This is a genomic window from Azospirillum sp. UENF 312511 (assembly GCF_058780635.1).
The window spans coordinates 35,500-59,272 of record NZ_JBSNCG010000005.1 but is presented as its reverse complement, the minus strand read 5'-3'; the positions used below and the strand labels follow the sequence as shown (position 1 = coordinate 59,272).

The following is a 23,773-nucleotide window of genomic DNA, read 5'->3' as shown; positions in this document are numbered from 1 at the left end:
CGGTTCGCGACGACGGCATCCGGAGGATCACGATGACTGGAGCGCACCGCCTGAGACGAACAATTCTGGCCGGCATCCTGGCGCCAATCGTGGCTATGTTCACCATTGCGGCGGCCTTCGCCCAGTCGCAGACCACGCCGCCCGCCATGGGAGCACCTGCACCGTCCGCCGATCAGCGCAGCTTCGCAACGGCTCGGGAAGCCGCGGACGCCTTTGTGGCCGCCCTTGCCGCGGACGACACACGAAGCCTGTTGGCGATGTTCGGCCCAGGCAATGCCGACCTTGTGGAAGGCCCCGACCCGGCAAGTGCCCGCGTGGATCGGCAACGCGCGGCGCGCGCCGCGAAGGAGGGGATGCGCCTGCAGGAAGAAGGCGATGTCGCCGGCATTCTTCTTGGGCATCAGAACTGGCCCTTCCCGATACCGCTCGTGCGCATCGGCCAGCGGTGGTTCTTCGACACGCCCGCCGGCGAAGAAGAGATATTCGTGCGCCGGATCGGCGCCGACGAACTGGACGCCATCGCGGCTTTGCACGCCTTCGTCCAGGCTCAGCGGGATTACATGGAGCGGTCGAAAGCGGGAGGCCGCCCAGCCGCCTATGCGCGCTACATCCAGAGCACGCCGGGCAGCACCGATGGGCTGTGGTGGCCCGCGCAAGCCGGCCATAGCAAAGCCGCTGGAAACGGAACCGAGGCCACGCACGCGAGCCCGTTGTCGGCCTTTGTCGAAAGGCAGCGTGCCTTTCTGGAGGGCCGGCGGCCCGGCGATCCGTACCGTGGGTACTGGTTCCGCATTCTGACGGCGCAGGGGCCGGGCGCTCCGGGCGGGGCGATGAGCTATCTGGTCGACGACCGTCTTGAGAAGGGGTTCGCCATCCTGGCTTGGCCATCCGACTACGGAGAAAACGGCATCATGAGTTTCCAGGTCGGCCCGGACGGCCATGTTCTGCAAAAGGATCTGGGGAATGACACGGTGGCGGTTGCGCAGTCCATCTGGGCCTACGATCCATCCGATGGATGGATGCCGGTCACTCCTCGATGACGCTCCACCGATGCTGGAATGCAGCAAGCCGCAGCCGCACACGCGAGAGCCGACCAGGTTGCGGGGGTGAGCGGGGCTCGCAATGCCCTTCAACGTTACGTGTAAGTTACCCCGCCGAGGATTGCCGCAACACAACCACCGCACCACGCTTCTGGCGAAGCCGCCCACGCCTCGATCGGCGCGGTTGTCGGGGGCCAGCGAGACCGGTGCTTTGCAGCTTCCGTTGCGTCGACCTGCGAACGCCATTCCTTGAACGAGGATGACACGTCAGCCATGAGCACCGATGCGCCAGCGTGCTGCCCGAAGCCAGCCGCTCCCCTGGACCAGGGCCAGGATCACCTTCAGGACCAGGGAATGGTCTGGATTCCCGGAGGCACCTTTCGGATGGGGTCCGATCGGCATTACCGGGAAGAAAGCCCCACCCACCGCGTCGCCGTCGATGGCTTCTGGATGGACGCCGTTGCCGTGACCAACGAACAGTTCCGGCGCTTCGTCGCGGCCACGTGTTATGTCACGGTCGCCGAGCGCCCGCTCGACCCGGCGGATTATCCGGGCGCCTTGCCCGGCATGCTGCAACCCGGAGCCCTGGTGTTCCACAAGGCGAGCCGCCCCGTCGACCTCCGGAACCTCGCCAACTGGTGGTCGTATGTGCCAGGGGCGAACTGGCGCAATCCGGAAGGGCCGGGCAGCGGCATCGACGACCGCTTGGACCATCCGGTCGTCCACGTCGCGTACGATGATGCCGAGGCCTATGCCCGCTGGGCCGGGAAGACGCTGCCCACGGAGGCCGAATGGGAGTTCGCGGCGCGTGGCGGCCTGGACGGCACGATCTATTGCTGGGGCGACGAGTTCACTCCGGGCGGCCGTTACATGGCCAACACGTGGCAAGGGCAGTTTCCTTGGCAAAATCAGGTGTCCGACGGGTTCGAGCGCACCGCTCCGGTCGGTTCCTATCCCGCCAACGGCTACGGCCTGTTCGACATGGCGGGCAATGTGTGGGAATGGACTTGCGACTGGTACAGCGCCCGGCATCCGGCCGACGCGGGCAAGCCCTGCTGCATTCCGAGCAACCCACGCGGCGCCCCGCGGGAGAGCAGCCTCGACCCGGCCCAGCCCAACATCCGCATTCCGCGCAAGGTGGTGAAAGGGGGCTCGTTCCTGTGCGCCCCTAGCTATTGCGAGCGGTACCGGCCCGCGGCCCGTCAGCCGCAGATGATCGACAGCGCCATGTCCCACATCGGGTTCCGGTGCATCATCCGAAAAGGGAGGGAAATGTGAGCGGTTCCGCAAACCACGATGATGAGCAGCCCAAACCAAGGGTCCTCAGCCGCCGCAACATGCTGCTGACGGGGACGACCCTCGCCGCGGCATCCGCCCTCGACCCCGCGGCCCTGATCGGTTCCGCCAAAGCTCAGCAAGCCCAGCCCCAACCACAGCCGGGGCAGCCGCAAGCCCAGCCGTCCGGCGCCCATCCCAACATTCTGGTGATCTTCGGCGACGATGTCGGGCAATCAAACATCAGCGCCTACACCTTCGGCCTGATGGGCTACCGGACTCCGAACATCGACCGCATCGCCCGCGAAGGCATGATGTTCACCGACTACTATGCGGAGCAGAGCTGCACCGCGGGGCGGTCGTCCTTCATCACCGGGCAATCGACGCTGCGCACCGGCCTGTCCAAGGTCGGCGTGCCAGGAGCCACGGTGGGCCTGCAGAAGGAGGACGCCACCCTCGCCGAACTGCTCAAGCCCCTCGGCTACGCGACCGGCCAATTCGGGAAGAACCATCTGGGGGACCGCGACGAATTTCTGCCGACCAACCACGGCTTCGATGAGTTCTTCGGCAATCTCTACCACCTGAACGCGGAAGAGGAACCGGAACAGCGCACCTACCCGCGGGACCCCGAATTCCGCAAGCGGTTTGGTCCGCGCGGCGTGCTCAAGGCATCCGCCGACGGCAAGATCGAGGACACCGGCCCGCTCACAAAGAAGCGGATGGAGACGATCGACGACGAGACCTCGGCCGCGGCGATGGATTTCATCGACCGGCAGGTCAAGGCAAACAAGCCCTTCTTCTGCTGGTTCAACAGCACCCGCATGCATTTCCGAACGCATGTGCGTGAGGAGCACCGCAGCCCACCCGGCTTGACCGCCCGGACCGAATACGCGGACGGCATGGTCGAGCACGACGGTCACATCGGGTTGCTGCTCAAGAAACTCGACGACCTCGGAATCACCGACAACACCATCGTGCTCTACACGACGGACAACGGGCCGCACATGAACGCTTGGCCCGACAGTGCCATGACCCCCTTTCGCAGCGAGAAGGACACGAATTGGGAGGGGGCCTTCCGTGTGCCCTGCATGATCCGTTGGCCTGGGAAAATCCGAGCGGGGACCGTATCGAACGAGATCGTCAGTGGCCTGGACTGGGTTCCAACCTTCATGGCCGCCGCCGGGGATACGGACGTCAAGGACAAGCTGCTGAAAGGACACGGTGCCGGCGGCAAAACCTTCAAAGTCCATCTCGATGGCTACAACCAGCTCCCACACCTGCTTGGCCAGCAGGACCGTGGCGCCAGAAGGGAGTTCTTCTATTTCGACGATGACGGCGATCTGGTTGCCATGAGGTTCGAGAACTGGAAGATCGTGTTCTCCGAGCAGCGGGCGCCGGGAACCATGCGCATCTGGGCCGAGCCGTTCACGACGTTGCGTCTGCCCAAGCTGTTCGACCTGCGCGCCGACCCGTATGAGCGGGCGGACATCACCTCCAACACCTACTATGATTGGTTCGTATCCCAGCCATACATCATCTTTGCCGCGCAGACGGAGGTTGGGAAATTTCTGGAAACATTCCGGGAATTCCCACCGCGGCAGCGTGCAGCGAGCTTTACGGTCGACCAGATCATCGAGAAGATGCAAAAGAATTTGGAGGTTAAGCAATAACACCCTTATGGCATCGAAGCAGCGTAGACCGTTAGGCGGTCCACGCTGTGAACAAACGTGGGATCTCGACGTTGATCTGAACAGCAACCGTTGCCAATGAGGGCAAATAATATCCCAGACCCACACTACCACACACACTAAGTACTTCGGGAAGCCGCTTATTAACGGCAGCCTCGACCGCGCGCTGCGGCACCGAAATTTCAACGTGGTCGACAGCGCGATCCGCTACCGCGACAACTGGACCCAACTCGAGACAGAATGGGCAGTGTCGGACGCCCTCACCCTGCGCATCACTGCATATCACCTGACGAGCCATCGGCACTGGAAGAATGTGGAGAGCTACGCCTGGAACGCCGCCACGCGGCGGGTCAACCGCAGCAGCTACATCGAGATCTATCACGACCAGCGACAGGTCGGCGACCGCTTCGACGCGACGTGGCGCAGCCAGCTGTTTGGCATGAGGAACGAGTTGGTCGGCGGCTTCGACGTCAACCGGATCACTTCCAGAACAGCAGGAATTCGCCCTATAGAGGAACCAGCAGCGTCGATCCCTTCGACCCCTCGCCCGGCCTGTTCGTCAACCTCGCCGGCACCACGGCGCGGCTCCGGTCGAAGACCGATCAGTACGCGCTGTTCCTGGAGGATCGGCTGTCGGTGACCGACCGCCTCGCGCTGGTCGGCGGACTACGCCACGGCGGTCGATCCGGTCGGCAATCTGATCTCGCTGTCCCCTGCCCAGAGGGATTTCGACCTGTCCACCGGCCGCCAGATCGAAGTGGGCGTCAAGCAGTCCTTCCTGGAGGGACGCATGGACGCTCGCCGCCTACCACATCGTCAAGGACAAGCTGCTGACCACCGATCCGAACCGGCCGGGGATCACCGTGCAGGTCGGCCAGCAGTCGTCACGTGGACTGGAGGCGTCCCTGTCGCTTGGCCTGTGGGAGGGGGTGCGGGGGGACGTGAACGGCGCGCTGCTGCGGACGAAGTACGACGACTTCATCCAGACGGTGTCGGGGCGTGCCGGAACGCACCGCCAATGCCTGGGCAAGCTGGGCCTTCCTGCCGGGCTGGGAGGCGCGGGCCGGCGTGCAGTATATCGGCAAGACCTACGCCGACGTCGCCAACACCGTCACGCGGCCCGCCTATACAGTGGTCAACGCCGGCCTGGATTACCGGCCCACCGACAACACCAAGCTCAGCCTGCGCGCCTTCAACCTGTTCGACGAGGTCTACGCGGTGGCCAGTGGAACGACGAGCTGGAAGTTGGGCCGACCGCGCTCGGCCGAACTGGCCTTCTCCATGACCTTCTGACGGTCCGATCGATCAGAGGTGCTTTCTGTCAGCCTGCACGGTTCGGAGCGGCGCACCGTGCAGGGGGCCTTTCCAGAAACGTTTGTCGGCAAGGGTTAATGAAGGAAAGCACAAGTGGCACGGCAAGCCCTCATCAGCGAAGGATGGTGCTGCTCCCAGACCTCTGGAATGTCCTGGCCGAGTCCGTCCATAATGGGAGTTAAAGCATGCACGTTGCATCGGCCCACCTGTTGCACGGAGTTGGCCATGCGTTCCTGAGGCTGAATGTACGGCCGCTCACACAGCAGGACCATCCCAGTTGGTGCGGCAGATTTAGCACCAACTCCACCTCATCCATCGCACCGGCGACGGATCAGCTGTAGATCTTTTCGAGAGCATCCCACTCGGGCTTGCCAACCAGACGCTGGCGCTCGGCGAACGGCGTGACGAGGCCGCTCGACTCCTTGACCTCCTTGTCGTCGCGCAGCACGGTCAGCGCCTTCTGCATGCCTGCCACGGCACCCTGCAAGGCGGCGTTGGCATAGAGGACGATGCCGTAGCCGAGTTCCCCCAGTTCGGTCGCATTGACGATCGGCGTCCGGCCGCCGATGACCATGTTCATCAACTGCGGCTTTTCCAGACGTTGTGGCAGAGCGCGGATGTCGTCGGCCGTCGTCACCGCCTCGACGAAGAGGATGTCGGCGCCGGCCTCGGTGAAGCGCTGGGCGCGCTCGACCGCGGCTTCGAAGCCATACACGGCGGCGGCGTCGGTGCGCGCCATGATCAGGAGATCCGCGTCGCGGCGGGCATCGGTCGCGGCCTTGATCTTGCTCACCGCCTCCTCGGTGGAGATCACGTCCTTGCCGGAGAAATGGCCGCAGCGCTTGGGCGCCACTTGATCTTCGAGCTGAATGCAGTCGGCGCCCGCGCGCTCCAGCGTGCGGACGGTGTGGTAGACGTTGAGCGCATTGCCGAAGCCGGTGTCGGCGTCGACGATCAGAGGTACGCTCACCGCGTCGCGGATGCGCGCCGTGTGATCGGCGATCTCGGCCAGCCCCATGAAGCCCTGGTCGGGCATGCCGAACCACATGTTGGTCACGCCGGCGCCGGTGACGTAGATGGCCTCGAATCCCAGATCCTCCACCACCTTGGCGGACAGGGCGTTGAAGGCGCCGGGAACAATGGCGCCGCGGCGGGCTTCGACGAGGGTCTTGAGCGATTTGCGGGTGGGCATGGTGTTTCCTTGGAATTTCGGACGTTGGGGTTCAGAACGAATCGGCGGGCACGCGCACCCAGCCTTCCATCAGCACGCGGGCGCTGCGGCTCATGATCGCCTTGGTGACGGTCCATCGGCCGTCCACCAGCGCCGCCTCGGCACCGACGCGCAGGGTGCCGGACGGGTGGCCGAAGCGGACCGCGTTGCGCATGCCGCCACCGGCCGCCCGGTTGACCAGCGTGCCGGGCACCGCGGCGGCGGCGGCGATGGCGACCGACGCCGTTCCCATCATCGCGTGGTGCAGCTTGCCCATGGACAAGGCCCGCACCAGCAGGTCGATATCGCCAGTCTCCACCCGCTTTCCGCTGGACGCGGTGTAGGCGTCGGGTGAGGCGACGAAGGCGATCTTCGGCGTGTGCTGGCGCCTCAAAGCTTCGCCTGCCTCCCTGATCAGCCCCATGCGCAGCGCGCCGATGATGCGCAGGGCCTCGAAGCGGAATAGCGCATCGGCGTCGGCGTTGATCGCGTCCTGCAATTCGGTGCCGCGATAGCCGAGGTCGACGGCGTTGACGAAGATGGTCGGGATCCCGGCGTTGATCAGCGTTGCCGTCAACCGGCCGCCGGGAACGAGCGAGTCCGGCACGTCCAACTCGTCGGTCAGGTTGCCGGTCGGGAACATCGCTCCGCCGCCCTCACCGTCGCCTTCGTCGGCGGGGTCGATGAACTCCAGCACGATCTCGGCCGCCGGGAAGGTCACGCCATCCAGCTCGAAGTCGCCGGTTTCCCGCACCGCACCGTCGGCGACCGGCACATGGGCGATGATCGTCCTGCCGATGTTGGCCTGCCAGAGGCGCACCGTGCAGACGCCGTTCTCCGGAATGCGCGCCGGATCGACCAGCCCGGCGTGGATGGCGAAGGCGCCCGCCGCGGTGGACAGGTTGCCGCAATTGCCCGACCAATCGACGAAGGCGGCGTCGATGGCGACCTGTCCGTACAGATAATCGACATCATGGCCGGGGCGCGCGCTCGTCGACAGAATGACGCACTTGCTGGTGCTGGAGGTGGCGCCGCCCATGCCGTCGATGTGCTTGGCGTAGGGGTCGGGGCTGCCGATCACCCGCAGGAACAGCCGGTCGCGCGCTTCGCCCGGCACGCGGCAGCGCTCCGGCAGGTCGTCGAGGCGGAAGAACACGCCCTTGCTCGTGCCGCCGCGCATATAGGTGGCGGGGATGCGGATTTGCGGTGCGAACGCCATCAGGCGGCTCCTTTCTGCGCGCTTTCCGAGGCCAGGAAATCCTGCGCGAACCGTTGCAGCACGCCTCCGGCCTCATAAATCGACAGCTCCTCGGCGGTGTCGAGGCGGCATGTCACCGGAACCCGCAAGGTTCCACCGTCGCGGCGATGGACGACCAGGGTCAGGTCGGCGCGCGGCCGGCGTTCGCCGGTCACATCGTAGGTCTCGCCGCCGTCCAGGCCCAGCGTCAGGCGCGTGGTGCCCAGCTTGAACTCCAGCGGCAACACCCCCATGCCGATCAGGTTGGTGCGGTGGATGCGCTCGAAGCCCTCGGCGACGATGGCCTCGACGCCGGCCAGACGCACACCCTTGGCGGCCCAGTCGCGGCTCGACCCCTGGCCGTAGTCGGCTCCGGCGACGACGATCAGCGGCTGCCGGCGCTCCAGGTAGGTCTCGATGGCCTCCCACATGCGCATGACCGTGCCGTCGGGTTCCAAACGGGTCAGCGAGCCCTTCCTCACCGCCCCCTCCACCACGGCCATTTCATTGACCAGCTGCGGGTTGGCGAAGGTGGCGCGCAGGGCGGTCAGATGGTCGCCGCGGTGGGTGGCGTAGGAGTTGAAATCCTCTTCCGGCAGCCCCATCCGCGCCAGATATTCACCCGCCGCCGAATTGGCGAGGATGGCGTTCGACGGCGACAGGTGGTCGGTGGTGATGTTGTCCGGCAGCACCGCCAGCGGGCGCATGCCGGTGAGGGTGCGCGGGGTGGCGGCCAAAGCGCCCACCCCTTCGGTGTCCCAATAGGGCGGCCGGCGGATGTAGGTGGACGCCGGGCGCCAGTCGTAGAGCGGGCTGGTCTTTTCAACACCGTCGCGGTTCGCCGCGAACATCGGATCGTACACCGCGCGGAACTGCTCGGGCCGGACACAGGAGGCGACGATGGCATCGATCTCCGCGTCGGACGGCCACAGGTCCTTCAACGTGATCGGCTTGCCGTCCCGGTCCACGCCCAGGGCGTCCCGCTCGATGTCGAAACGCACGGTGCCGGCGATGGCGTAGGCGACGACCAGCGGCGGCGAGGCGAGGAACGCCTGCTTGGCGTGGGGGTGGATGCGGCCGTCGAAGTTGCGGTTTCCGGACAGGACGGCGGTCGCGTACAGATCGCGGTCGACGATCTCCCGCTGGATCGCCGGGTCGAGCGCGCCGGACATGCCGTTGCAGGTGGTGCAGGCGTAGGCGACGATGCCGAAGCCGAGCGTCTCCAGCTCGGCCAGCAGGCCGGCCTCCTCCAGGTACAGCCGGGCGACCTTGGACCCCGGCGCGAAGGAGGTCTTGACCCAAGGCTTGCGGACCAGCCCCAGCGCGTTGGCCTTCTTCGCCAGGAGGCCGGCCGCCACCACGTTGCGCGGGTTTGACGTGTTGGTGCAGCTGGTGATGGCCGCGATGACCACTGCACCATCCGGCAGCAGGCCGGCGCGCTCCTCCTCCTGCGCCGTGTCGAGACCGACGGCGATGCCGCGCTCCTTCAGCGCCGCGGTCGGCAGACGCCGGTGCGGGTTGGACGGGCCGGCCATGGTCCGTTCGACGCTGGCCAGATCAAACGCCAGCACGCGCTCGTACTCGGCGGTCCGCAGCGCGTCGGCCCAGAGGCCAAGGGTCTTGGCGTAGGTCTCGACCAAAGCCACCTGCTCCGGCGCGCGGCCGGTCAGCCTCAGATAGTCGATGGTCTGCCGGTCGATGTGGAACAGCGCCGCGGTGGCCCCGTATTCCGGGCACATGTTGGAGATCGTCGCCCGGTCCCCGACGGACAGGCCGGCGGCGCCCTCGCCGAAGAACTCGATCCAGGCGCCGACCACGCGCTGTTCACGCAGGAACGCGGTGAGGGCCAGCACGATGTCGGTCGCGGTGATGCCGGGCTGGCGCGCGCCGGTCAGGCGGACGCCGACGATGTCCGGCAGCCGCATCATCGAGGCGCGGCCGAGCATCACCGTTTCGGCCTCGAGCCCGCCGACGCCGATGCCGATGACGCCCAGGGCGTCGACGTGCGGGGTGTGGCTGTCGGTGCCGACGCAGGTGTCGGGAAAGGCCACCCCGTCACGGACCTGGATCACCGGCGACATCGTCTCAAGGTTGATCTGGTGCATGATGCCGTTGCCGGCCGGGATCACATCGACGTTCTCGAAGGCGCGTCTGGTCCAGTCGATGAAATGGAAACGGTCCTCGTTGCGGCGGTCTTCGACGGCACGGTTCTTCTCGAACGCCTGCGGGTCATCGCCGCCATACTCGACGGCCAGCGAATGATCGACGATGAGCTGCGTCGGCACCACCGGGTTGATCTTGGCCGGGTCGCCGCCCTGCTCGGCAATGGCGTCGCGCAGGCCGGCCAGATCGACCAGGGCGGTCTGGCCGAGGATGTCGTGGCAGACGACGCGGGCCGGGTACCAGGGGAAATCGCGGTCGCGCCGGCGTTCGACGAGCTGCTGCAGGGCGTCGTCGAGCAGCGCCGGGTCGCAGCGGCGCACCAGTTGCTCGGCCAGGACGCGCGACACGTAGGGCAACCCGTCCCAGGCCCCCGGACGGAGGGCGTTCACGGCGGCACGGGCGTCGAAGTGGTCGAGCGGCGTTCCCGGCAGCGGCTTGCGGTGGGCGGTGTTCATGGCGCGTCCTCACTGGCGCTGGTCGATGGCCACGAAAACGCGATCGTCCGGCCCGACATAGTTGGCGCTGGGGCGGATGATCTTGTTGTCGATGCGCTGTTCGATGATGTGGGCGGCCCAGCCCGACGTGCGGGCGATGACGAACAACGGCGTGAACATGGCCGTCGGCACACCCATCATGTGATAGCTGACGGCGCTGAACCAATCGAGGTTGGGGAACATCCGCTTGACGTCCCACATTACGGCTTCGAGCCGGGCGGCGATGTCGAACATCCGGGTCGACCCGGCGTCCACCGACAGCTTGTGGGCGACGCCCTTGATGACGTCGTTGCGCGGATCGGAAACGGTGTAGACCGGGTGGCCGAAGCCGATCACCACCTCCTTGCTCTCGACACGGCGGCGGATGTCGGCCTCCGCCTCGTCGGGGGTGTCGTAGCGCTTCTGGATCTCGAAGGCGACCTCGTTGGCGCCGCCGTGTTTCGGCCCGCGCAAGGCGCCGATGGCGCCGGTGATCGCCGAGTACAGGTCGGAACCCGTGCCGGCGATGACCCGCCCGGTGAAGGTCGAGGCGTTGAACTCGTGCTCGGCGTAGAGGATCAGCGAGGTGTGCATGGCCCGCTCCCACAGCGCCGACGGCTTGCGGCCGTGCAGCAGATGCAGGAAGTGGGCTCCGATGGACTCGTCGTCGGTTTCGACCTCGATGCGCCGGCCGTTGCTCGACCAGTGGTACCAGTAGAGCAGCATGGAGCCCAGCGAGGCCATCAGGCGGTCGGCGATGTCGCGGGCGCCGGGGACGTTGTGATCGTCCTTTTCCGGCAGCGCGCAGCCCAGCGCCGACACGCCGGTACGCATCACGTCCATCGGGTGGGCCGAGGCCGGCAGGCATTCCAGCGCCTGTTTGACGTTGGTCGGCAGGCCGCGCAGCGATTTGAGCTTGGCCTTGTAGGCCTTCAACTCGGCGAAGGTCGGCAACTTGCCATGCACCAGCAGATACGCCACCTCCTCGAACTCGCAGCGCTCGGCGATGTCGAGGATGTCGTAACCCCGGTAATGCAGATCGTTGCCGGACTTGCCGACGGTGCAGAGCGCGGTGTTGCCGGCGGTGACACCCGAAAGGGCCACGGATTTCTTGGGCTTGAAGGGGGGAAGCGCTGCCGTCTCGGGCGCGGTCATGGACATCGGGTGGTTCCCTGTTCGAGATCTGCCTGTCGGCGGACGGCAGGCCTGTCCGACCCGTCGTCTACCGACACGCGCATCATCGGAACGGAACCCCGCGCCGGGAATGGCTGAAAAGGTGGAGATTTGCCGAGGGGAACTTGCAAATTGGCAAAATTTGCGAAGACCGCGTCCGGATGTCGGCGCGCTCCACCGACTTCAGGGCGTCGCCGTGCCGGGCGCTTGCAGACGGTCGAAGGCGGCCCAGACGCCATCCGCCCCGTCCCACTGGCCGCTGGTCGCACCCTTGGAATATTCGGTGGCGCGCTGCTCGAAGAAGTTGGCGTGCTCGACCCCGTTCAGGATCTCCACCAGCCAGGGCAGCGGGTGCGGCTTCACCGGTTCGTAGCCGCCATCCACCGGCTTGAAATAGCCGTAGAGGGTCGGCAGGCGCAATTGCGTCAGCCGCCAATCGGCGATGTAGTGGACATAGGCGCGGATGTCCTCCGGCGTCATGCCCTCCACCGCACCCAGGCCGAAGGCCAGGTCGATGAAGCGCTCCTCCAGCCTGACCATGGTGCGGCAGACGTCCAGGATGTCGTCGCGCACCGCGGGTGTCATGGCGCCAGTCTCGCGGTTCCATTCGTGGAACAGCCGGATGATGCCCTCGCAGTGCAGGCTCTCGTCGCGCACCGACCAGGTGACGATCTGGCCCATCCCCTTCATCTTGTTGTGGCGCGGGAAGTTCAGCAGCATGGCGAAGCTGGCGAACAGGGCCATCCCTTCGGTGAAGGCGCCGAACATCGCCAGGGTGCGCGACACGTCGGCCACCGTGCCGACGCCGAAGCTGTGCATGTAGTCGGCCTTGTCGCGCATCTCCGCATAGTCGCGGAAGGCGGCGAACTCGGTCTCCGGCATCCCGATGGTGGTCAGCAGCAGGGCGTAGGCGTCGATGTGCACCGTCTCCATGTTGGTGAAGGCGGCCATCATCATCTGCACTTCCAGCGGCTGGAAGATCGGCATGTAGCGCTTCAGGTAATTGTCGCTGACCTCCACGTCGCTCTGGGTGAAGAAGCGGAAGATCTGGGTCAGCAGGTTGCGCTCGCCGTTGGTGACGCGGTCGGAGGTCCAGTCCTTGATGTCCTCGCCCAGCGGCACCTCCTCGCCCATCCAGTGGACCTGCTGCTGCTTCTTCCAGTAGGCGTAGGCCCAGGGGTAGCGCGAGACGTTGTAGGCGACCGAGCCCTGCAACAGGCCGACGCGGCCGGTGCCGATCAGGCTGACCGGGTTGATGTGGAGAAGCGAGCTCATGCGAACGGGTCCGTGATGGCGGGGGGACGGGCGGCGGTCGGGAAGGCCGGCGATCACTGGCAGGCGAGGCATTCCTCGTAATCGGTGCGCGACGTTGCCTGCATCTCCGTCATGCCCGTCACCCGGTCCTTGCCGGCGAAGGCGGCGCGCTGCACCGACTTGGAGCGGCAATAGTAGAGGCTCTTCAGGCCCTTCTCCCAGGCGGTCCAGTGCAGCATGTGCAGGTCCCACTTGTCGATGTCGCCCGCGAGGTAGAGGTTGATCGACTGGCTCTGGCAGATGAAGGGGGTGCGGTCGGCGGCGAACTCGATGATCCAGCGCTGGTCGATCTCGAAGGCGGTGCGGAAGACCGACTTCTCATCGTCGCTCAGCAGGTCAAGATGCTGGACCGAGCCCTCATGCTCGATGATCGACTGCCAGACCTCCGGCCGGTCGGCGCCCTTGGCGGCCAGCAGCCTTTCCAGATGCGGGTTGCGCACGCTGATCGAGCCGGACAGCGTCTTGTGGGTGTAGACGTTGGCCGGGATCGGCTCGATGCAGGCGCTGGTGCCGCCGCAGATGATGCTGATGGAGGCGGTCGGCGCGATCGCCAGCTTGTGGCTGAAGCGCGCCTTGATCCCGCGCTCGGCGGCGTCCGGGCAGGCGCCGCGCTCCTCGGCCAGCAGGACCGAGGCGGCGTCGGCGTCGCGGCGGATCTTGCGGAAGAAGCGCAGGTTCCACACCTTGGCCATGGCGCTCTCGAAGGGAATGCCGCGCGCCTGGAGGAAGGAGTGGAAACCCATCACCCCCAGCCCGACCGAGCGTTCGCGCATCGCCGAATAGACGGCGTTCTCCATCCCCTCGGGCGCCTCCTCGATGAAGCGGGTTAGCACGTTGTCGAGGAAGCGCAGCACGTCCTCGACCAGCCCCGCCTCGCCGTTCCACTCATCCCAGGTCTCCAGGTTCATCGAGGCGAGGCAGCACACCGCCGTGCGCTCCTTGCCCAGATGGTCCTTGCCGGTCGGCAGGGTGATCTCGCTGCACAGGTTGGAGGTGGAGACGCGCAGGCCGAGGTCGCGCTGGTGCTTGGGCAGGGCGCGGTTCACCGTGTCGCCGAACAGCAGGTACGGCTCGCCGGTCTGCATGCGGGCTTCCAGGATCTTCTGCCAGACCTGACGGGCGTTGACGTGCTTCAGGACGGCGCCGGTCTTGGGGCTGATCAGCGCGAAGGGCCTGTCGTCGCGCACCGCCTGCATGAAAGCGTCGGTGACGATGACGGCGTGGTGCAGGTTCAGGCTCTTGCGGTTGAAGTCGCCCGACGACTTGCGGATCTCCAGGAATTCCTCGATCTCCGGGTGGTGGATGTCGAGGTAGACGGCGGCAGAGCCGCGCCGCAACGAGCCCTGGCTGATCGCCAGCGTCAGGCTGTCCATCACGCGGATGAAGGGAATGATGCCAGACGTGCTGCCGCAGCCCTTCACCGGCTCGCCGATGGAGCGCACCCCGCCCCAATAGGTGCCGATGCCACCACCGTTGGAGGCCAGCCGGACGTTCTCGTTCCAGATGTCGACGATCCCGTCGAGCGAATCGGACACCGCGTTGAGGAAGCAGGAGATCGGCAGGCCGCGCGTGGTGCCGCCGTTGCTGAGAACCGGCGTGGCCGGCATGAACCACAGGCGGGAAATCGCGTCGTACAGGCGCTGGGCGTGCGCCGCGTCGTCGGCATAGGCCGCGGCGACGCGGGCGAACAGGTCCTGATAGCTTTCCCCCGGCAACAGGTAACGGTCGTCCAGCGTCGCCTTGCCAAAGGCGGTCAGCAGGGCGTCCCGGCTGCGGTCGATGCGGATGACGGAGGAATCGGGCGGCGTCCAGCGCTCCGCCGGGGCACGGCCGCCGGACCGCTCGGGCGTCCGCCGGGGCAGCGTCAGCAGGTTTCCGTGACGGTCGAAGCCGTTGGCGAAGTCCTGGGCAAGGTCTTGAGCGAGCGCCGGCATCCGTGATCCCTTGTTCTTGTGCGGCGGGAAGGCACGGGAGCACGACTTGCGCAAACGCGGACGGGAACGCCGCGCGGGGGCAAGCGCACCACCGGGACACCCCGCCCGTGGACGTTCATTCGGTTACGGCAGGTCTCCTGGCTCACGGGTCACGGCGGCTCCGTCCGGCCTTCCCGGTGCCGTCGTCCCGAACCGGGATGGGCACCAGTGACGCTGAAACGACGAAGCCGCTCTCCGCTCACAGTTGCGGGGGCAGCGCCGGCTTTGCCGCGATCCCCCGTTCGGGGTGGCGACGCACCGGCTTCCCTCTTAGCCCTAGATATTGGATATCCAGAGAACCGTAACGCAAGATGAAGTAGCGGGAAGCCCGCAGTCTGTCAAGCCATACGGATGGCGGGGGCTACCTCCTCAGGGCCGGCGCGGAGGTTGGGCAAGCCACCGCCATGGGTCACCGCCCGCTCCGGCGCAGCCTCAGCCGAGGCAGCCGACCCGGTCGGTTCGCCGCCAATCGTCGATGATGGAGGCGTCACCCGCCAGCTTGGCGACCGTGTCCACCGCGTAAGTGCTGAGGGTAATCCGCTGCCCCCTCATGATGGTTGCCGACCCCGATTGCGGCAGCCGCCCGTCCTTTGTCCAACGCAACCGTTCCCGGGCGGTGATGCCCAACGCCTCCTCGATCTGACGGGGAGAGAAAGGGCGTTTCGCGATCCGCTCGATCGCACCGTCAAGGCCGGCCAGGGCTGCCGGAACGGTCGCCACGGCCTCGGGCTTTGGCGCAAGCGTCAGGACGTGGGCGTGCGCCGGTCCTTCGAGCGGTCCAAGCCGCTTCAGCGCCGAACGGATGCGCCGGCGCAACTCCCGTTCACGCGCCCTCAGGCCGAAGCATTCCTCCAGGCAACGCTGATGAGACACCGCCACCGTCCGCCCGCAAAGATGGATGTCCAGAAAACGACTTTCCCAAACGCCGGCGCCATCGGCAACCATGCTGCGGGTCCTCGATCAAACCGGAGGCTGGGCCACCGGATAAGGTTCGAACCGGCTGAGGCTTTCGTCAACCGTCACGGTGCGTCCGATCGGCGGAAAGGCGCGTTGCGGGCAGGATGGACGCTCACAGACCTTGCAACCGGCCCCGATCGGCGTGGCGGCGTCGGGATCGCCCAGCGCCAGCCCACGGGAATAGATCAGCCGGCCGGCGTGCTGGATGTCGCAACCGAGTCCGATCGCGAAGCTCTTCGACGGCGCGCCGTAACCGCTGCGGCCATGGACCACCGTGCGGGCGATCCACAGATAGGCCCGCCCGTCCGGCATCCGCGCCAACTGGGTCAGCAGACGACCGGGCGTCGAGAAGGCCTCGTAGACGTTCCACAGCGGGCAGGTTCCGCCGACACGGGAAAAGTGGAAGCTGGTGGCGGACTGGCGCTTCGACATGTTGCCGGCGCGATCGACCCGGACGAAGAAGAAGGGAACGCCCGGCATCCCCGGCCGCTGGAGGGTGCTCAGCCGGTGGCAGACGGTCTCGAAGCCGGTGCCGAAGCGCTGTCCCAGCAACTCAATGTCGTAGGCCACGGCCTCCGCCGTCTCCTGAAAGGCGCGGTAGGGCATGACCACGGCGCCGGCGTAATAGTTGGCAAGCCCGATGCGGGCGAGCGAGCGGGCCTGCGGGCCGGAGAAGCGTCCCTCCTCGACCAGCCGGAGCAGGAGGGCCGGTTCCTGGTGGAAGGCGAGCTGGGTCGCCATCTGGAAGGCGCGGCGGCCAGGCTCCAGCGACCGGGCGATCCGCAACGTCCGGGCATCGCCGTCATACTGGCGCAGCGCGCCCTCCGGCATGGCCGTGTCGTCGGTCACCAGCGTGCGGATGCCGTGGCGGTCCGCCAGCAGCCGTTCCAGCCCGCGGTCCACCGCCCCGATCTCCAAACCGGCCTCGCCGAACAGCCGTTCCGCCGCGTCGTCCAGCGCGGTGATGTGGTTGTGATGGCGGTAGAAGAAGTCGCGCACCTCTTCGTAGGGCATCGGCGGCGGCAGCCCGCTGTCCGGCCCGGCTGGGACGATCCCCGAGGCGAGCGCATCCAGCCGTTCCGCGAGCCCGCGCCCGCGCCGGTGCAGCGCCACCAGCGCCCGGCCGACCGCCGGCATGTTGGTGGCGAGCGCCTTGATCTCGGCCATGGCGATGGTCTCGCCGGTTCCGGCCTCCGACAGCGCCTCGCGCAGATCGGCGACCAGCCGGGCTTCCTCGTCCTCCGAGAAGATCTGGACGTCGATGCCGAAGGCGGCGTTGATCCGCAGCAGCAGCGGCACCGTCAGAGGCCGCTGGTTGCGTTCGAGCTGGTTCAGATAGCTCGGCGAAATCTCCAGGATGCGGGCCAGGGCTGTCTGGGTCAGCCCCCGCTCCTCGCGCAGCCGCTGCAGCCGCACCCCCATGAACGCCTTGGCCATACCAGGAATCCCATTTGCAAAATTCGCCGACTCACTGAAAACACCTTGCTAATCTTGGCAATGTCAGCGGTCATCCAAACAAGCGGTCTGCGTATATTGCAAAGGACGCGGCTACCAGGCAAGTTCCGCCATCAGCAGCTTCAGGGTGCAAAGACACGGGGGCAAGCGGCGTCCGGCCCCTTGCCCCCGTGCGGACCACGTCAGGCGATGGTGGCGCGCAGGGTCCTGGCCGCACTGACCATGTTGGTCAGGGCCGGCAGCACCTCGGCCCACTGGCGGGTCTTGAGACCGCAGTCCGGATTGACCCACAGCCGCTCGGCGGGAATGCGCTCGGCCGCCTTCTTCATCAGATCGACGATGTGCCCTTCGGTCGGGATGTTCGGCGAGTGGATGTCGTAGACGCCGGGACCGATCTCGTTCGGGTACTTGAAGTCGTCGAAGGCGTCGAGCAGTTCCATGTCCGACCGTGAGGTCTCGATGGTGATGACGTCAGCGTCCATCGCCGCGATCGACGCGATGATGTCGTTGAACTCCGAATAGCACATGTGGGTGTGGATCTGCGTCTCGTCCGCCACCCCGTTGGCGGTGATGCGGAACGACTCCACCGCCCAGTCCAGATACGCCTGCCACTGGGACCTGCGCAGCGGCAGACCTTCACGAAGGGCGGCCTCGTCGATCTGGATCACGCCGACGCCGGCCTTCTCCAGGTCCAGCACCTCCTCCCGGATGGCGAGCGCCAGCTGGCGGCAGGATTCCGAACGCGGCTGGTCGTCGCGCACGAAGGACCAGTTGAGGATGGTCACCGGGCCGGTGAGCATGCCCTTCATCGGCTTGTCCGTCAGCGAGGCGGCGTAGGTGATCCAGTCCACGGTCATCGCCTTGGGGCGGCTGATGTCGCCGAACAGGATCGGCGGCTTCACGCAGCGCGAGCCATAGGACTGCACCCAGCCCGACTGGCTGAAGACGTAGCCATCGAGCTGCTCGCCGAAATACTCGACCATGTCGTTGCGCTCGGCCTCACCGTGAACCAGCACGTCGAGGCCCAGCGCCTCCTGCTCGCGCACGCTCCGCGCGATCTCGCCGCGCATCGCCTCGGTGTAGGCCACCGCGTCGATCGTCCCGGCCTTGAACTGGCTGCGCGCCTGACGGATCTCCTTGGTCTGCGGGAAGGAGCCGATGGTGGTGGTCGGGAACGTCGGCAGATTCAGGCGGGCGGCCTGCTTGGCGGCGCGCTCGGCGAAGGCGCTCTTGCGCCGTCCGAGCTGGGCGTCGATGGCGGCAACCGCCGCCTTCACCGCCGGGTTGTTGACCCGCGGCGAATGGCGGCGCGCTTCGATGGCGGTGCGGTTGGCCTCCAACTCGGCCGCGACGGCGGCACGGCCCCTATCCCATCCCGGGGTCAGCGCGGTCGCCAGAACCCGGATCTCCTCCAGCTTCTGCACCGCAAAGGCCAGCCATGAGCGGACCTCCTCATCCAGCTTGCGCTCGCCGGCGAGGTCGACCGGCACGTGCAGCAGCGAGCAGGACGGTGCGATCCACAGCCGCTCACCGAGCCTCTCGGCCACCGGCTCCAGCCAGTCGAGCGTTGCGTGTAGGTCGGTCTTCCAGATGTTCCGGCCGTTGACGACGCCCAGCGACACGACGCGGTCGGTCGGGAGGGCCTGGATCAGGGCATCGACCTCGTCGCGGGCGTTGATGGCGTCGAGATGGAGGCCCTGCACCGGTAGGGAGCAGACCAGTGGCAAATTCTCCTGGAGCTGGCCGAAATAGGTCGCCAGCAGCAGCTTGACCGCGCCGGTACCGAGATCCCGATAGGCCTGGGTGAAGGCGTCCCGCCACGCCGCTTCCAGCTCGGTCACCAGGATGGGTTCGTCGATCTGCACCCACTCGACGCCCTGATCGGCCAGGGCCTGCAGCAGTTCGGCGTAGACGGGCAGCAGGCGGGGCAGCAGAGCCAGCTTGTCCGAACCGTCCTTGGCCTTGCCCAGCGCGAGGTAGGTGACCGGGCCGATGATCACCGGCTTGGCCTTGACACCCTGCTCCTTGGCTTCAGCGAGTTGCTGCAGCAGACGGGAGGCGTCGAGGTTGAACTGGGTTTCGGCGTCGAACTCGGGGACGATGTAGTGGTAGTTGGTGTCGAACCACTTGGTCATCTCGCCGGCAGCGACGCCACTGCAGCATCCGCCGTGCTCTTCGGCACTATGGGCGGCGGTCTCGGCCGAACGGCCGCGCGCCACGCGGAAGTAATTGTCCAGGGCATCGCCATGGAAGCCCTTCACGCGCTCCGGCAGGTTGCCGAGCGTGAAGCTCATGTCGAGCACCTGATCGTAGAAGGCGAAATCGCCCACGGGAACGAGGTCGAGCGCGCCCTGGTCCCGCCAGTGGCGCTTGCGGAGGTCAGCGCCGACGCGGACCAGCTCGTCGCGGGAGGACGCCCCCTTCCAATAAGCCTCCAAGGCGAACTTCAACTCGCGCTTGGCGCCGATGCGGGGGAATCCGAGGGTGTGGGTCATTGCCATGGGGGGCGCCTTGAAAAGAGGGATCGGCGCGGACCATACGGAGTTCAGAACATGAATGAAAAATGGTATGATTTTATCGTTCGATAAATTTCATTCATGGATGAGGTGGACGGTATGGCGATCCTGGAGCGCATCCATCTCTCGATCATCCGCGAGGTTGATCGTCACGGCTCGCTGACGGCGGCGGCCAGCCATTTGAACCTGACCCAACCGGCGCTGAGCCACGCCATCCGCAAGCTGGAAGAGCAGCTCGGCGTGGATGTGTGGCACCGCGAAGGCCGCCGCTTGCGGCCGACCCAGGCCGGGGAATGGCTGCTGGCGGTCGCCAACCGCTTGCTGCCGCAACTGGCCCATGCTGAAGAACGCCTCCAGCAGTTCGCCCAGGGCGGGCGCGGGACCCTGCGCATCGGGATGGAATGCCATCCCTGCTATCAGTGGCTCCTGAAGATCGTCGCTCCCTACGTCGATGCTTGGCCGAAGGTCGACGTGGACGTCCGGCAGAAGTTTCAGTTCGGCGGCATCGGGGCCCTGTTCGGCCACGACATCGACATGCTGGTGACACCGGATCCGCTGTTCAAGCCCGGACTGTGCTTCGAGCCGGTGTTCGACTACGAACAGGTTCTGGTGGTCGGGCCGGGGCACCGTCTGCGCCATGCCGCCTTCGTCGAACCGCAGCAGATGGCGGACGAAGTCCTGATCACCTACCCGGTGGCGCCCGACCGTCTCGACATCTACACCCAGTTCCTGATGCCGGCCGGGATCAGCCCGAGGCAGCACAAGCCGATCGAGACGACCGACATCATGCTGCTGATGGTGGCCCACGGCCGTGGCGTCGCCGCCCTGCCGCGCTGGCTGGTCGAGGAGTATGGCGCCAAGTTCGACGTGAGCCCGGTGCGCCTGGGCCGGGACGGTGTCGCCAAGCAGATTTTCCTGGGCTTCCGCGAGGCGGACGCCGACATCGGCTATCTGCGGGGTTTCATCGATCTGGCGCTTGCCCATCGCGACGGTGGAACCGCCCAGTTGTAGCGGCAGGCGAAGCCGCGCCGGTCAGCCACCCATCCGCAAGCTGCCGATGGCGTTGCGCAGGCCGAGCGCAATGGTGCGGCGCTCGTCCGCATCCCCGCCCGGCGCCAGCCAATGGTCGATGCCGCCGTCCTGGTGCAGCACGAATTCGGCGACGCAGCGGTTCGCCGGTTGGCCGGCTTCCGCATGCGCCTGCTCGACCAGGGCGCGGGCGATCTCCCGCAGGGTGTCGGCCGCCGCGACCAGCCCGGCGGCGTCCAGCGGCTCCCTGGTTCCCCGCAGGGACCAGCGTCCCTCCGTCGCCGTCAGGACAAAGGGTGCCGACCGGTCGGCGGGGGTCGGCGTCACCGGACGGCGTCGGAACGCCAGACGGATGAGATTGGGTGGAACGGGCGTTGGTTGGACGGACATCGGCGGTGGCACCCCTCGCTCCCAAAGGGCAAGGATGGGACGGACGCCGACGCGGCACGGGAGACCTCCGGCGACGCCGCACCCGCCGGGACACCCCGCCCGACTCGCGTTCGACAGATCCGGCAGGTCTCCTGGCTCACGGGTCGTCGCGGGACCGTCCGGCCTTCCCGGTGCCGTCGTCCCGAACCGGGATGGGCACCAGTGGCGCTGAAACGGCGGACCCACTCTCCGCTCACAGTTGCGGGGGCAGCGCCGGCTTCGCCGTCATCCTCATGGCGAGGCGAACGGTTCACCGTCTTCCCTCTTAGCCCCGGACGCCCTGGGGCGAACGGGGACCGTATCCAGCGGGAACGGTAAGAGGGTGCACCCGGCGGCGTCAAGCGCGAGCGCCACGGCAAGTCCCTTTTGCAAAATTCGCAAGATTGCCCGCAGCCCTTCGCCAAATTTTGCCAATTTCCGCCTGATTCCCACGGGTCGTTCGGCGTATCTTGCAAATGTTCGGAACACGGATGGGAAGGAATCTCGCCAGCATGGACGACCGCCGGGACGATGCCGAGACGATCTTCGCCACCGAATTCCCTCCGGCCACGCGCGAGCAATGGCGGGTTCTCGTCGACAAGGGGCTGAAGGGCGCCCCCTTCGAGAAGCGGTTGGTCACCCGGCTGTACGAAGGCATCGCCGTGCAGCCCCTCTATACGGCGGAAGACTGGCCGGCCGCGGGCGATCCGTCCGGTTTGCCGGGCTTCGCCCCGTTCACCCGCGGCGGCCATGCCAGAGGCGCCGGACCGGACGGCTGGGACATCCTGACCGAACACGACGTCTCCGATCCCAAGGCGGCGAACGCCGCCATCCTGACCGATCTGCTGCGCGGCGCCACCGCCATCCGGCTGCGCCTCGACAGGCCGGACAGCCCCGGCATCGCCATCGACCGGCTGGACGATCTCGACCGCACGCTGGCCAACGTCTATCCGGAGATGGTGCCACTGTCGCTGGAGGCGGGAGGCGACGCAGTGGCCGGCGCGGCGCTGCTCGCCGCCCTGTGGCGCCGCCGCTCGGTGATGCCGGACAAGGCGCGGGGCGCCTTCAACGCCGATCCCATCGGGACTCTGGCCGCGGCCGACGCCCTGCCGGGCAGTCTGGAGGCGGCGCTCGCCGACACGGCGGCCTTGGCCGCCTGGACCGCCCGCAATTTCCCTCACGTCACCGCCGTCGGGGTGGACAGTTCCCCCTGGCACGACGCCGGGGCGACCGAAAGCCAGGACCTCGCCGCCGCCATGGCGACCGGGGTCGCCTATCTGCGCGCCCTGACCGCTGCCGGGCTGGACATCGACACCGCCTGCCGGCAGATCGCCTTCACCCTATCCGTCGGCTGCGACCAATTCCTCTCCATCGCCAAGCTGCGCGCCGCGCGGCGCCTGTGGGGGCGCATCGCCGAGGCGTCGGGCGCCTCGGAGTCGGCCCGCGCCATGCACCTGACCGCCCGCACGGCGCGGCGCATCATGGCGCGGCGCGATCCCTGGGTGAACATGCTGCGCACCACGGTGGCCGGCTTCGCCGCCGGGGTCGGCGGGGCCGACGCGGTGGCGGTGCTGCCCTTCGACGCGGCGCTGGGCGAATCCGACGACTTCGCCCGCCGCATCGCCCGCAACAGCCAGATCCTGCTGAAGGAGGAATCCTCGCTGGCCCGCGTCGCCGATCCGGCCGGCGGCTCCTGGTACGTCGAAACGCTGACCGAGCAACTGGCCCAGGCCGCTTGGGCGGACTTCCAGGACATCGAGCGGCGGGGCGGCATCGCCGCCGTGCTGGCCGATGGCAGCCTCGCCCGCGCCATCGCCGGGTCCTGGGCGCAGCGGGAAGCCAACATCGCCCGCCGCAAGGACCCGCTGACCGGCGTCAGCGAGTTTCCCAACCTCCTCGAACAGGCGGTCGTCCGCCCGTCCCCCGTACCGCGCGGCCATGACGACGCTGCCGTGGCACCGGCGGCGGTCGGCTCCGGGTCGCTGGACGATCTCGTGGAGGCCGCCACCGGCGGGGCGACGCGGACCGGACTGACGGCGGCCCTGGCGCGGGGCACCCCGGCCCGCGTCGAGCCGCTGCCCCGCCACCGCCTGCACGAATCCTTCGAGGCCCTGCGCGACGCCGCCGACCGCCACAAGCGGACCCAGGGATCGTGGCCGTCGGTCTTCCTCGCCAACATCGGGCCGGTCGCCCAGCACACGGCGCGCGCCACCTACGCCAAGAACCTCTTCGAGGCCGGCGGCATCCAGGCGCTCGGCAACAACGGCTTCCCCGACGCCGAAGCCGTGGCCGCGGCCTTCCGTGTCTCCGGAGCGCGCATCGCCGTGCTGTGCGGCTCCGACGCGCTCTACGAGGCCCACGCCGCACCCTTCGCCCAGGCATTGAAGGCGGCGGGTGTCGAGCACCTGTTCCTGGCCGGAAACCCCGGCGACCGCCGCGCCGATCTCACGGCCGCCGGCATCGACGAATTCGTGTCGGTCGGCTGCGACGTTCTCTCGGTCCTGCGCGCGACCCTGGCCCGTTTGGGAGTGCCCTTGTGATGAAAAGC

The 23,773-nt window shown here is 67.2% G+C and carries 17 protein-coding genes and 2 riboswitches; of the genes, 7 read left to right on the top strand and 10 right to left on the bottom strand.

Features of this window, described 5'->3' with window-relative positions:
• Window positions 1-32: 32 nt before the first annotated feature.
• The 5 genes from ACWPN7_RS28670 to ACWPN7_RS28650 all read left to right on the top strand — a co-directional run bounded on the left by ACWPN7_RS28670 (window position 33) and on the right by ACWPN7_RS28650 (window position 5,296).
• The gene (locus tag ACWPN7_RS28670) at window positions 33-1,040 is read left to right on the top strand and encodes a DUF2950 domain-containing protein (RefSeq protein WP_407825382.1); all 1,008 of its coding nucleotides are present in this window, start codon (window positions 33-35) and stop codon (window positions 1,038-1,040) included.
• Window positions 1,041-1,313: 273 nt separating this feature from the next.
• Window positions 1,314-2,318: a formylglycine-generating enzyme family protein gene (locus tag ACWPN7_RS28665; protein WP_459198082.1), complete on the top strand. Its 1,005-nt coding sequence runs from the start codon at window positions 1,314-1,316 to the stop codon at window positions 2,316-2,318.
• Window positions 2,315-3,985, top strand: coding sequence for an arylsulfatase (locus ACWPN7_RS28660; RefSeq protein ID WP_040133955.1), 1,671 nt, complete (start codon window positions 2,315-2,317; stop codon window positions 3,983-3,985). The genes ACWPN7_RS28665 and ACWPN7_RS28660 overlap by 4 nt, the downstream gene beginning before the upstream one ends.
• Window positions 3,986-4,243: 258 nt before the next feature.
• Window positions 4,244-4,837 (top strand): TonB-dependent receptor domain-containing protein, encoded by a 594-nt coding sequence (locus ACWPN7_RS28655; protein ID WP_247887866.1) that lies wholly within the window; start codon window positions 4,244-4,246, stop codon window positions 4,835-4,837.
• A 165-nt stretch (window positions 4,838-5,002) separates the two neighbouring features.
• On the top strand, window positions 5,003-5,296 hold the full coding sequence (locus ACWPN7_RS28650) for a TonB-dependent receptor domain-containing protein (RefSeq protein ID WP_247887865.1): 294 nt from the start codon (window positions 5,003-5,005) through the stop codon (window positions 5,294-5,296).
• Between the two features lie 352 nt (window positions 5,297-5,648).
• Here the strand turns inward: ACWPN7_RS28650 and ACWPN7_RS28645 are convergent, their stop codons facing one another.
• The 9 genes from ACWPN7_RS28645 to metE form a co-directional block, all read right to left on the bottom strand.
• Window positions 5,649-6,509, bottom strand: a complete 861-nt coding sequence (locus tag ACWPN7_RS28645; protein ID WP_200775451.1) for an isocitrate lyase/PEP mutase family protein — start codon at window positions 6,507-6,509, stop codon at window positions 5,649-5,651.
• Between the two features lie 31 nt (window positions 6,510-6,540).
• Window positions 6,541-7,746: a 2-methylaconitate cis-trans isomerase PrpF gene (prpF, locus tag ACWPN7_RS28640; RefSeq protein WP_200775450.1), complete on the bottom strand. Its 1,206-nt coding sequence runs from the start codon at window positions 7,744-7,746 to the stop codon at window positions 6,541-6,543.
• Window positions 7,746-10,382, bottom strand: a complete 2,637-nt coding sequence (gene acnD, locus ACWPN7_RS28635; RefSeq protein ID WP_200775449.1) for a Fe/S-dependent 2-methylisocitrate dehydratase AcnD — start codon at window positions 10,380-10,382, stop codon at window positions 7,746-7,748. The genes prpF and acnD overlap by 1 nt, the downstream gene beginning before the upstream one ends.
• A gap of 9 nt (window positions 10,383-10,391) precedes the next feature.
• The gene (gene prpC / locus ACWPN7_RS28630) at window positions 10,392-11,561 is read right to left on the bottom strand and encodes a bifunctional 2-methylcitrate synthase/citrate synthase (protein WP_176025429.1); all 1,170 of its coding nucleotides are present in this window, start codon (window positions 11,559-11,561) and stop codon (window positions 10,392-10,394) included.
• A 195-nt stretch (window positions 11,562-11,756) separates the two neighbouring features.
• The gene (locus tag ACWPN7_RS28625) at window positions 11,757-12,848 is read right to left on the bottom strand and encodes a ribonucleotide-diphosphate reductase subunit beta (RefSeq protein ID WP_200775448.1); all 1,092 of its coding nucleotides are present in this window, start codon (window positions 12,846-12,848) and stop codon (window positions 11,757-11,759) included.
• A 53-nt stretch (window positions 12,849-12,901) separates the two neighbouring features.
• Window positions 12,902-14,821, bottom strand: coding sequence for a ribonucleoside-diphosphate reductase subunit alpha (locus ACWPN7_RS28620; protein ID WP_200775447.1), 1,920 nt, complete (start codon window positions 14,819-14,821; stop codon window positions 12,902-12,904).
• Between the two features lie 110 nt (window positions 14,822-14,931).
• A riboswitch (cobalamin riboswitch) is annotated at window positions 14,932-15,179 on the bottom strand.
• A 113-nt stretch (window positions 15,180-15,292) separates the two neighbouring features.
• A complete protein-coding gene (locus tag ACWPN7_RS28615) occupies window positions 15,293-15,805 on the bottom strand; it encodes a hypothetical protein (RefSeq protein WP_247891716.1) in 513 nt (170 codons plus the stop codon).
• 15 nt (window positions 15,806-15,820) lie between these two features.
• Window positions 15,821-17,254 carry a short-chain fatty acyl-CoA regulator family protein gene (locus ACWPN7_RS28610; RefSeq protein ID WP_149651440.1) on the bottom strand — a complete coding sequence of 478 codons (1,434 nt, stop codon included), beginning with the start codon at window positions 17,252-17,254 and terminating at the stop codon, window positions 15,821-15,823.
• 200 nt (window positions 17,255-17,454) lie between these two features.
• On the bottom strand, window positions 17,455-19,767 hold the full coding sequence (gene metE, locus ACWPN7_RS28605) for a 5-methyltetrahydropteroyltriglutamate--homocysteine S-methyltransferase (protein WP_492273538.1): 2,313 nt from the start codon (window positions 19,765-19,767) through the stop codon (window positions 17,455-17,457).
• 102 nt (window positions 19,768-19,869) lie between these two features.
• Between metE and ACWPN7_RS28600 the strand changes: the two genes are divergently transcribed.
• Window positions 19,870-20,799 carry a LysR family transcriptional regulator gene (locus ACWPN7_RS28600; protein ID WP_247881697.1) on the top strand — a complete coding sequence of 310 codons (930 nt, stop codon included), beginning with the start codon at window positions 19,870-19,872 and terminating at the stop codon, window positions 20,797-20,799.
• Between the two features lie 21 nt (window positions 20,800-20,820).
• On the opposite strand, the gene ACWPN7_RS28595 is transcribed toward ACWPN7_RS28600, so the two are convergent.
• Window positions 20,821-21,144 carry a hypothetical protein gene (locus ACWPN7_RS28595; RefSeq protein ID WP_040133950.1) on the bottom strand — a complete coding sequence of 108 codons (324 nt, stop codon included), beginning with the start codon at window positions 21,142-21,144 and terminating at the stop codon, window positions 20,821-20,823.
• 167 nt (window positions 21,145-21,311) lie between these two features.
• Window positions 21,312-21,562, bottom strand: a riboswitch (cobalamin riboswitch).
• 175 nt (window positions 21,563-21,737) lie between these two features.
• Between ACWPN7_RS28595 and ACWPN7_RS28590 the strand changes: the two genes are divergently transcribed.
• Entirely contained in the window at window positions 21,738-23,765 is a 2,028-nt protein-coding gene (locus tag ACWPN7_RS28590; protein WP_200775809.1) for a methylmalonyl-CoA mutase family protein, read from the top strand.
• Window positions 23,766-23,773 lie beyond the last annotated feature (8 nt).

Bases quoted from the DNA above. Each gene is read 5' to 3' on its own strand.
- ACWPN7_RS28670 (WP_407825382.1), top strand. From the start codon at position 33: ATGACTGGAGCGCACCGCCTGAGACGAACAATTCTGGCCGGCATCCTG.
- ACWPN7_RS28665 (WP_459198082.1), top strand. From the start codon at position 1,314: ATGAGCACCGATGCGCCAGCGTGCTGCCCGAAGCCAGCCGCTCCCCTG.
- ACWPN7_RS28655 (WP_247887866.1), top strand. From the start codon at position 4,244: ATGGGCAGTGTCGGACGCCCTCACCCTGCGCATCACTGCATATCACCT.
- ACWPN7_RS28645 (WP_200775451.1), bottom strand. From the start codon at position 6,509: ATGCCCACCCGCAAATCGCTCAAGACCCTCGTCGAAGCCCGCCGCGGC.
- prpF (WP_200775450.1), bottom strand. From the start codon at position 7,746: ATGGCGTTCGCACCGCAAATCCGCATCCCCGCCACCTATATGCGCGGC.
- acnD (WP_200775449.1), bottom strand. From the start codon at position 10,382: ATGAACACCGCCCACCGCAAGCCGCTGCCGGGAACGCCGCTCGACCAC.
- prpC (WP_176025429.1), bottom strand. From the start codon at position 11,561: ATGTCCATGACCGCGCCCGAGACGGCAGCGCTTCCCCCCTTCAAGCCC.
- ACWPN7_RS28625 (WP_200775448.1), bottom strand. From the start codon at position 12,848: ATGAGCTCGCTTCTCCACATCAACCCGGTCAGCCTGATCGGCACCGGC.
- ACWPN7_RS28620 (WP_200775447.1), bottom strand. From the start codon at position 14,821: ATGCCGGCGCTCGCTCAAGACCTTGCCCAGGACTTCGCCAACGGCTTC.
- ACWPN7_RS28615 (WP_247891716.1), bottom strand. From the start codon at position 15,805: ATGGTTGCCGATGGCGCCGGCGTTTGGGAAAGTCGTTTTCTGGACATC.
- ACWPN7_RS28610 (WP_149651440.1), bottom strand. From the start codon at position 17,254: ATGGCCAAGGCGTTCATGGGGGTGCGGCTGCAGCGGCTGCGCGAGGAG.
- metE (WP_492273538.1), bottom strand. From the start codon at position 19,767: ATGACCCACACCCTCGGATTCCCCCGCATCGGCGCCAAGCGCGAGTTG.
- ACWPN7_RS28600 (WP_247881697.1), top strand. From the start codon at position 19,870: ATGGATGAGGTGGACGGTATGGCGATCCTGGAGCGCATCCATCTCTCG.
- ACWPN7_RS28590 (WP_200775809.1), top strand. From the start codon at position 21,738: ATGGACGACCGCCGGGACGATGCCGAGACGATCTTCGCCACCGAATTC.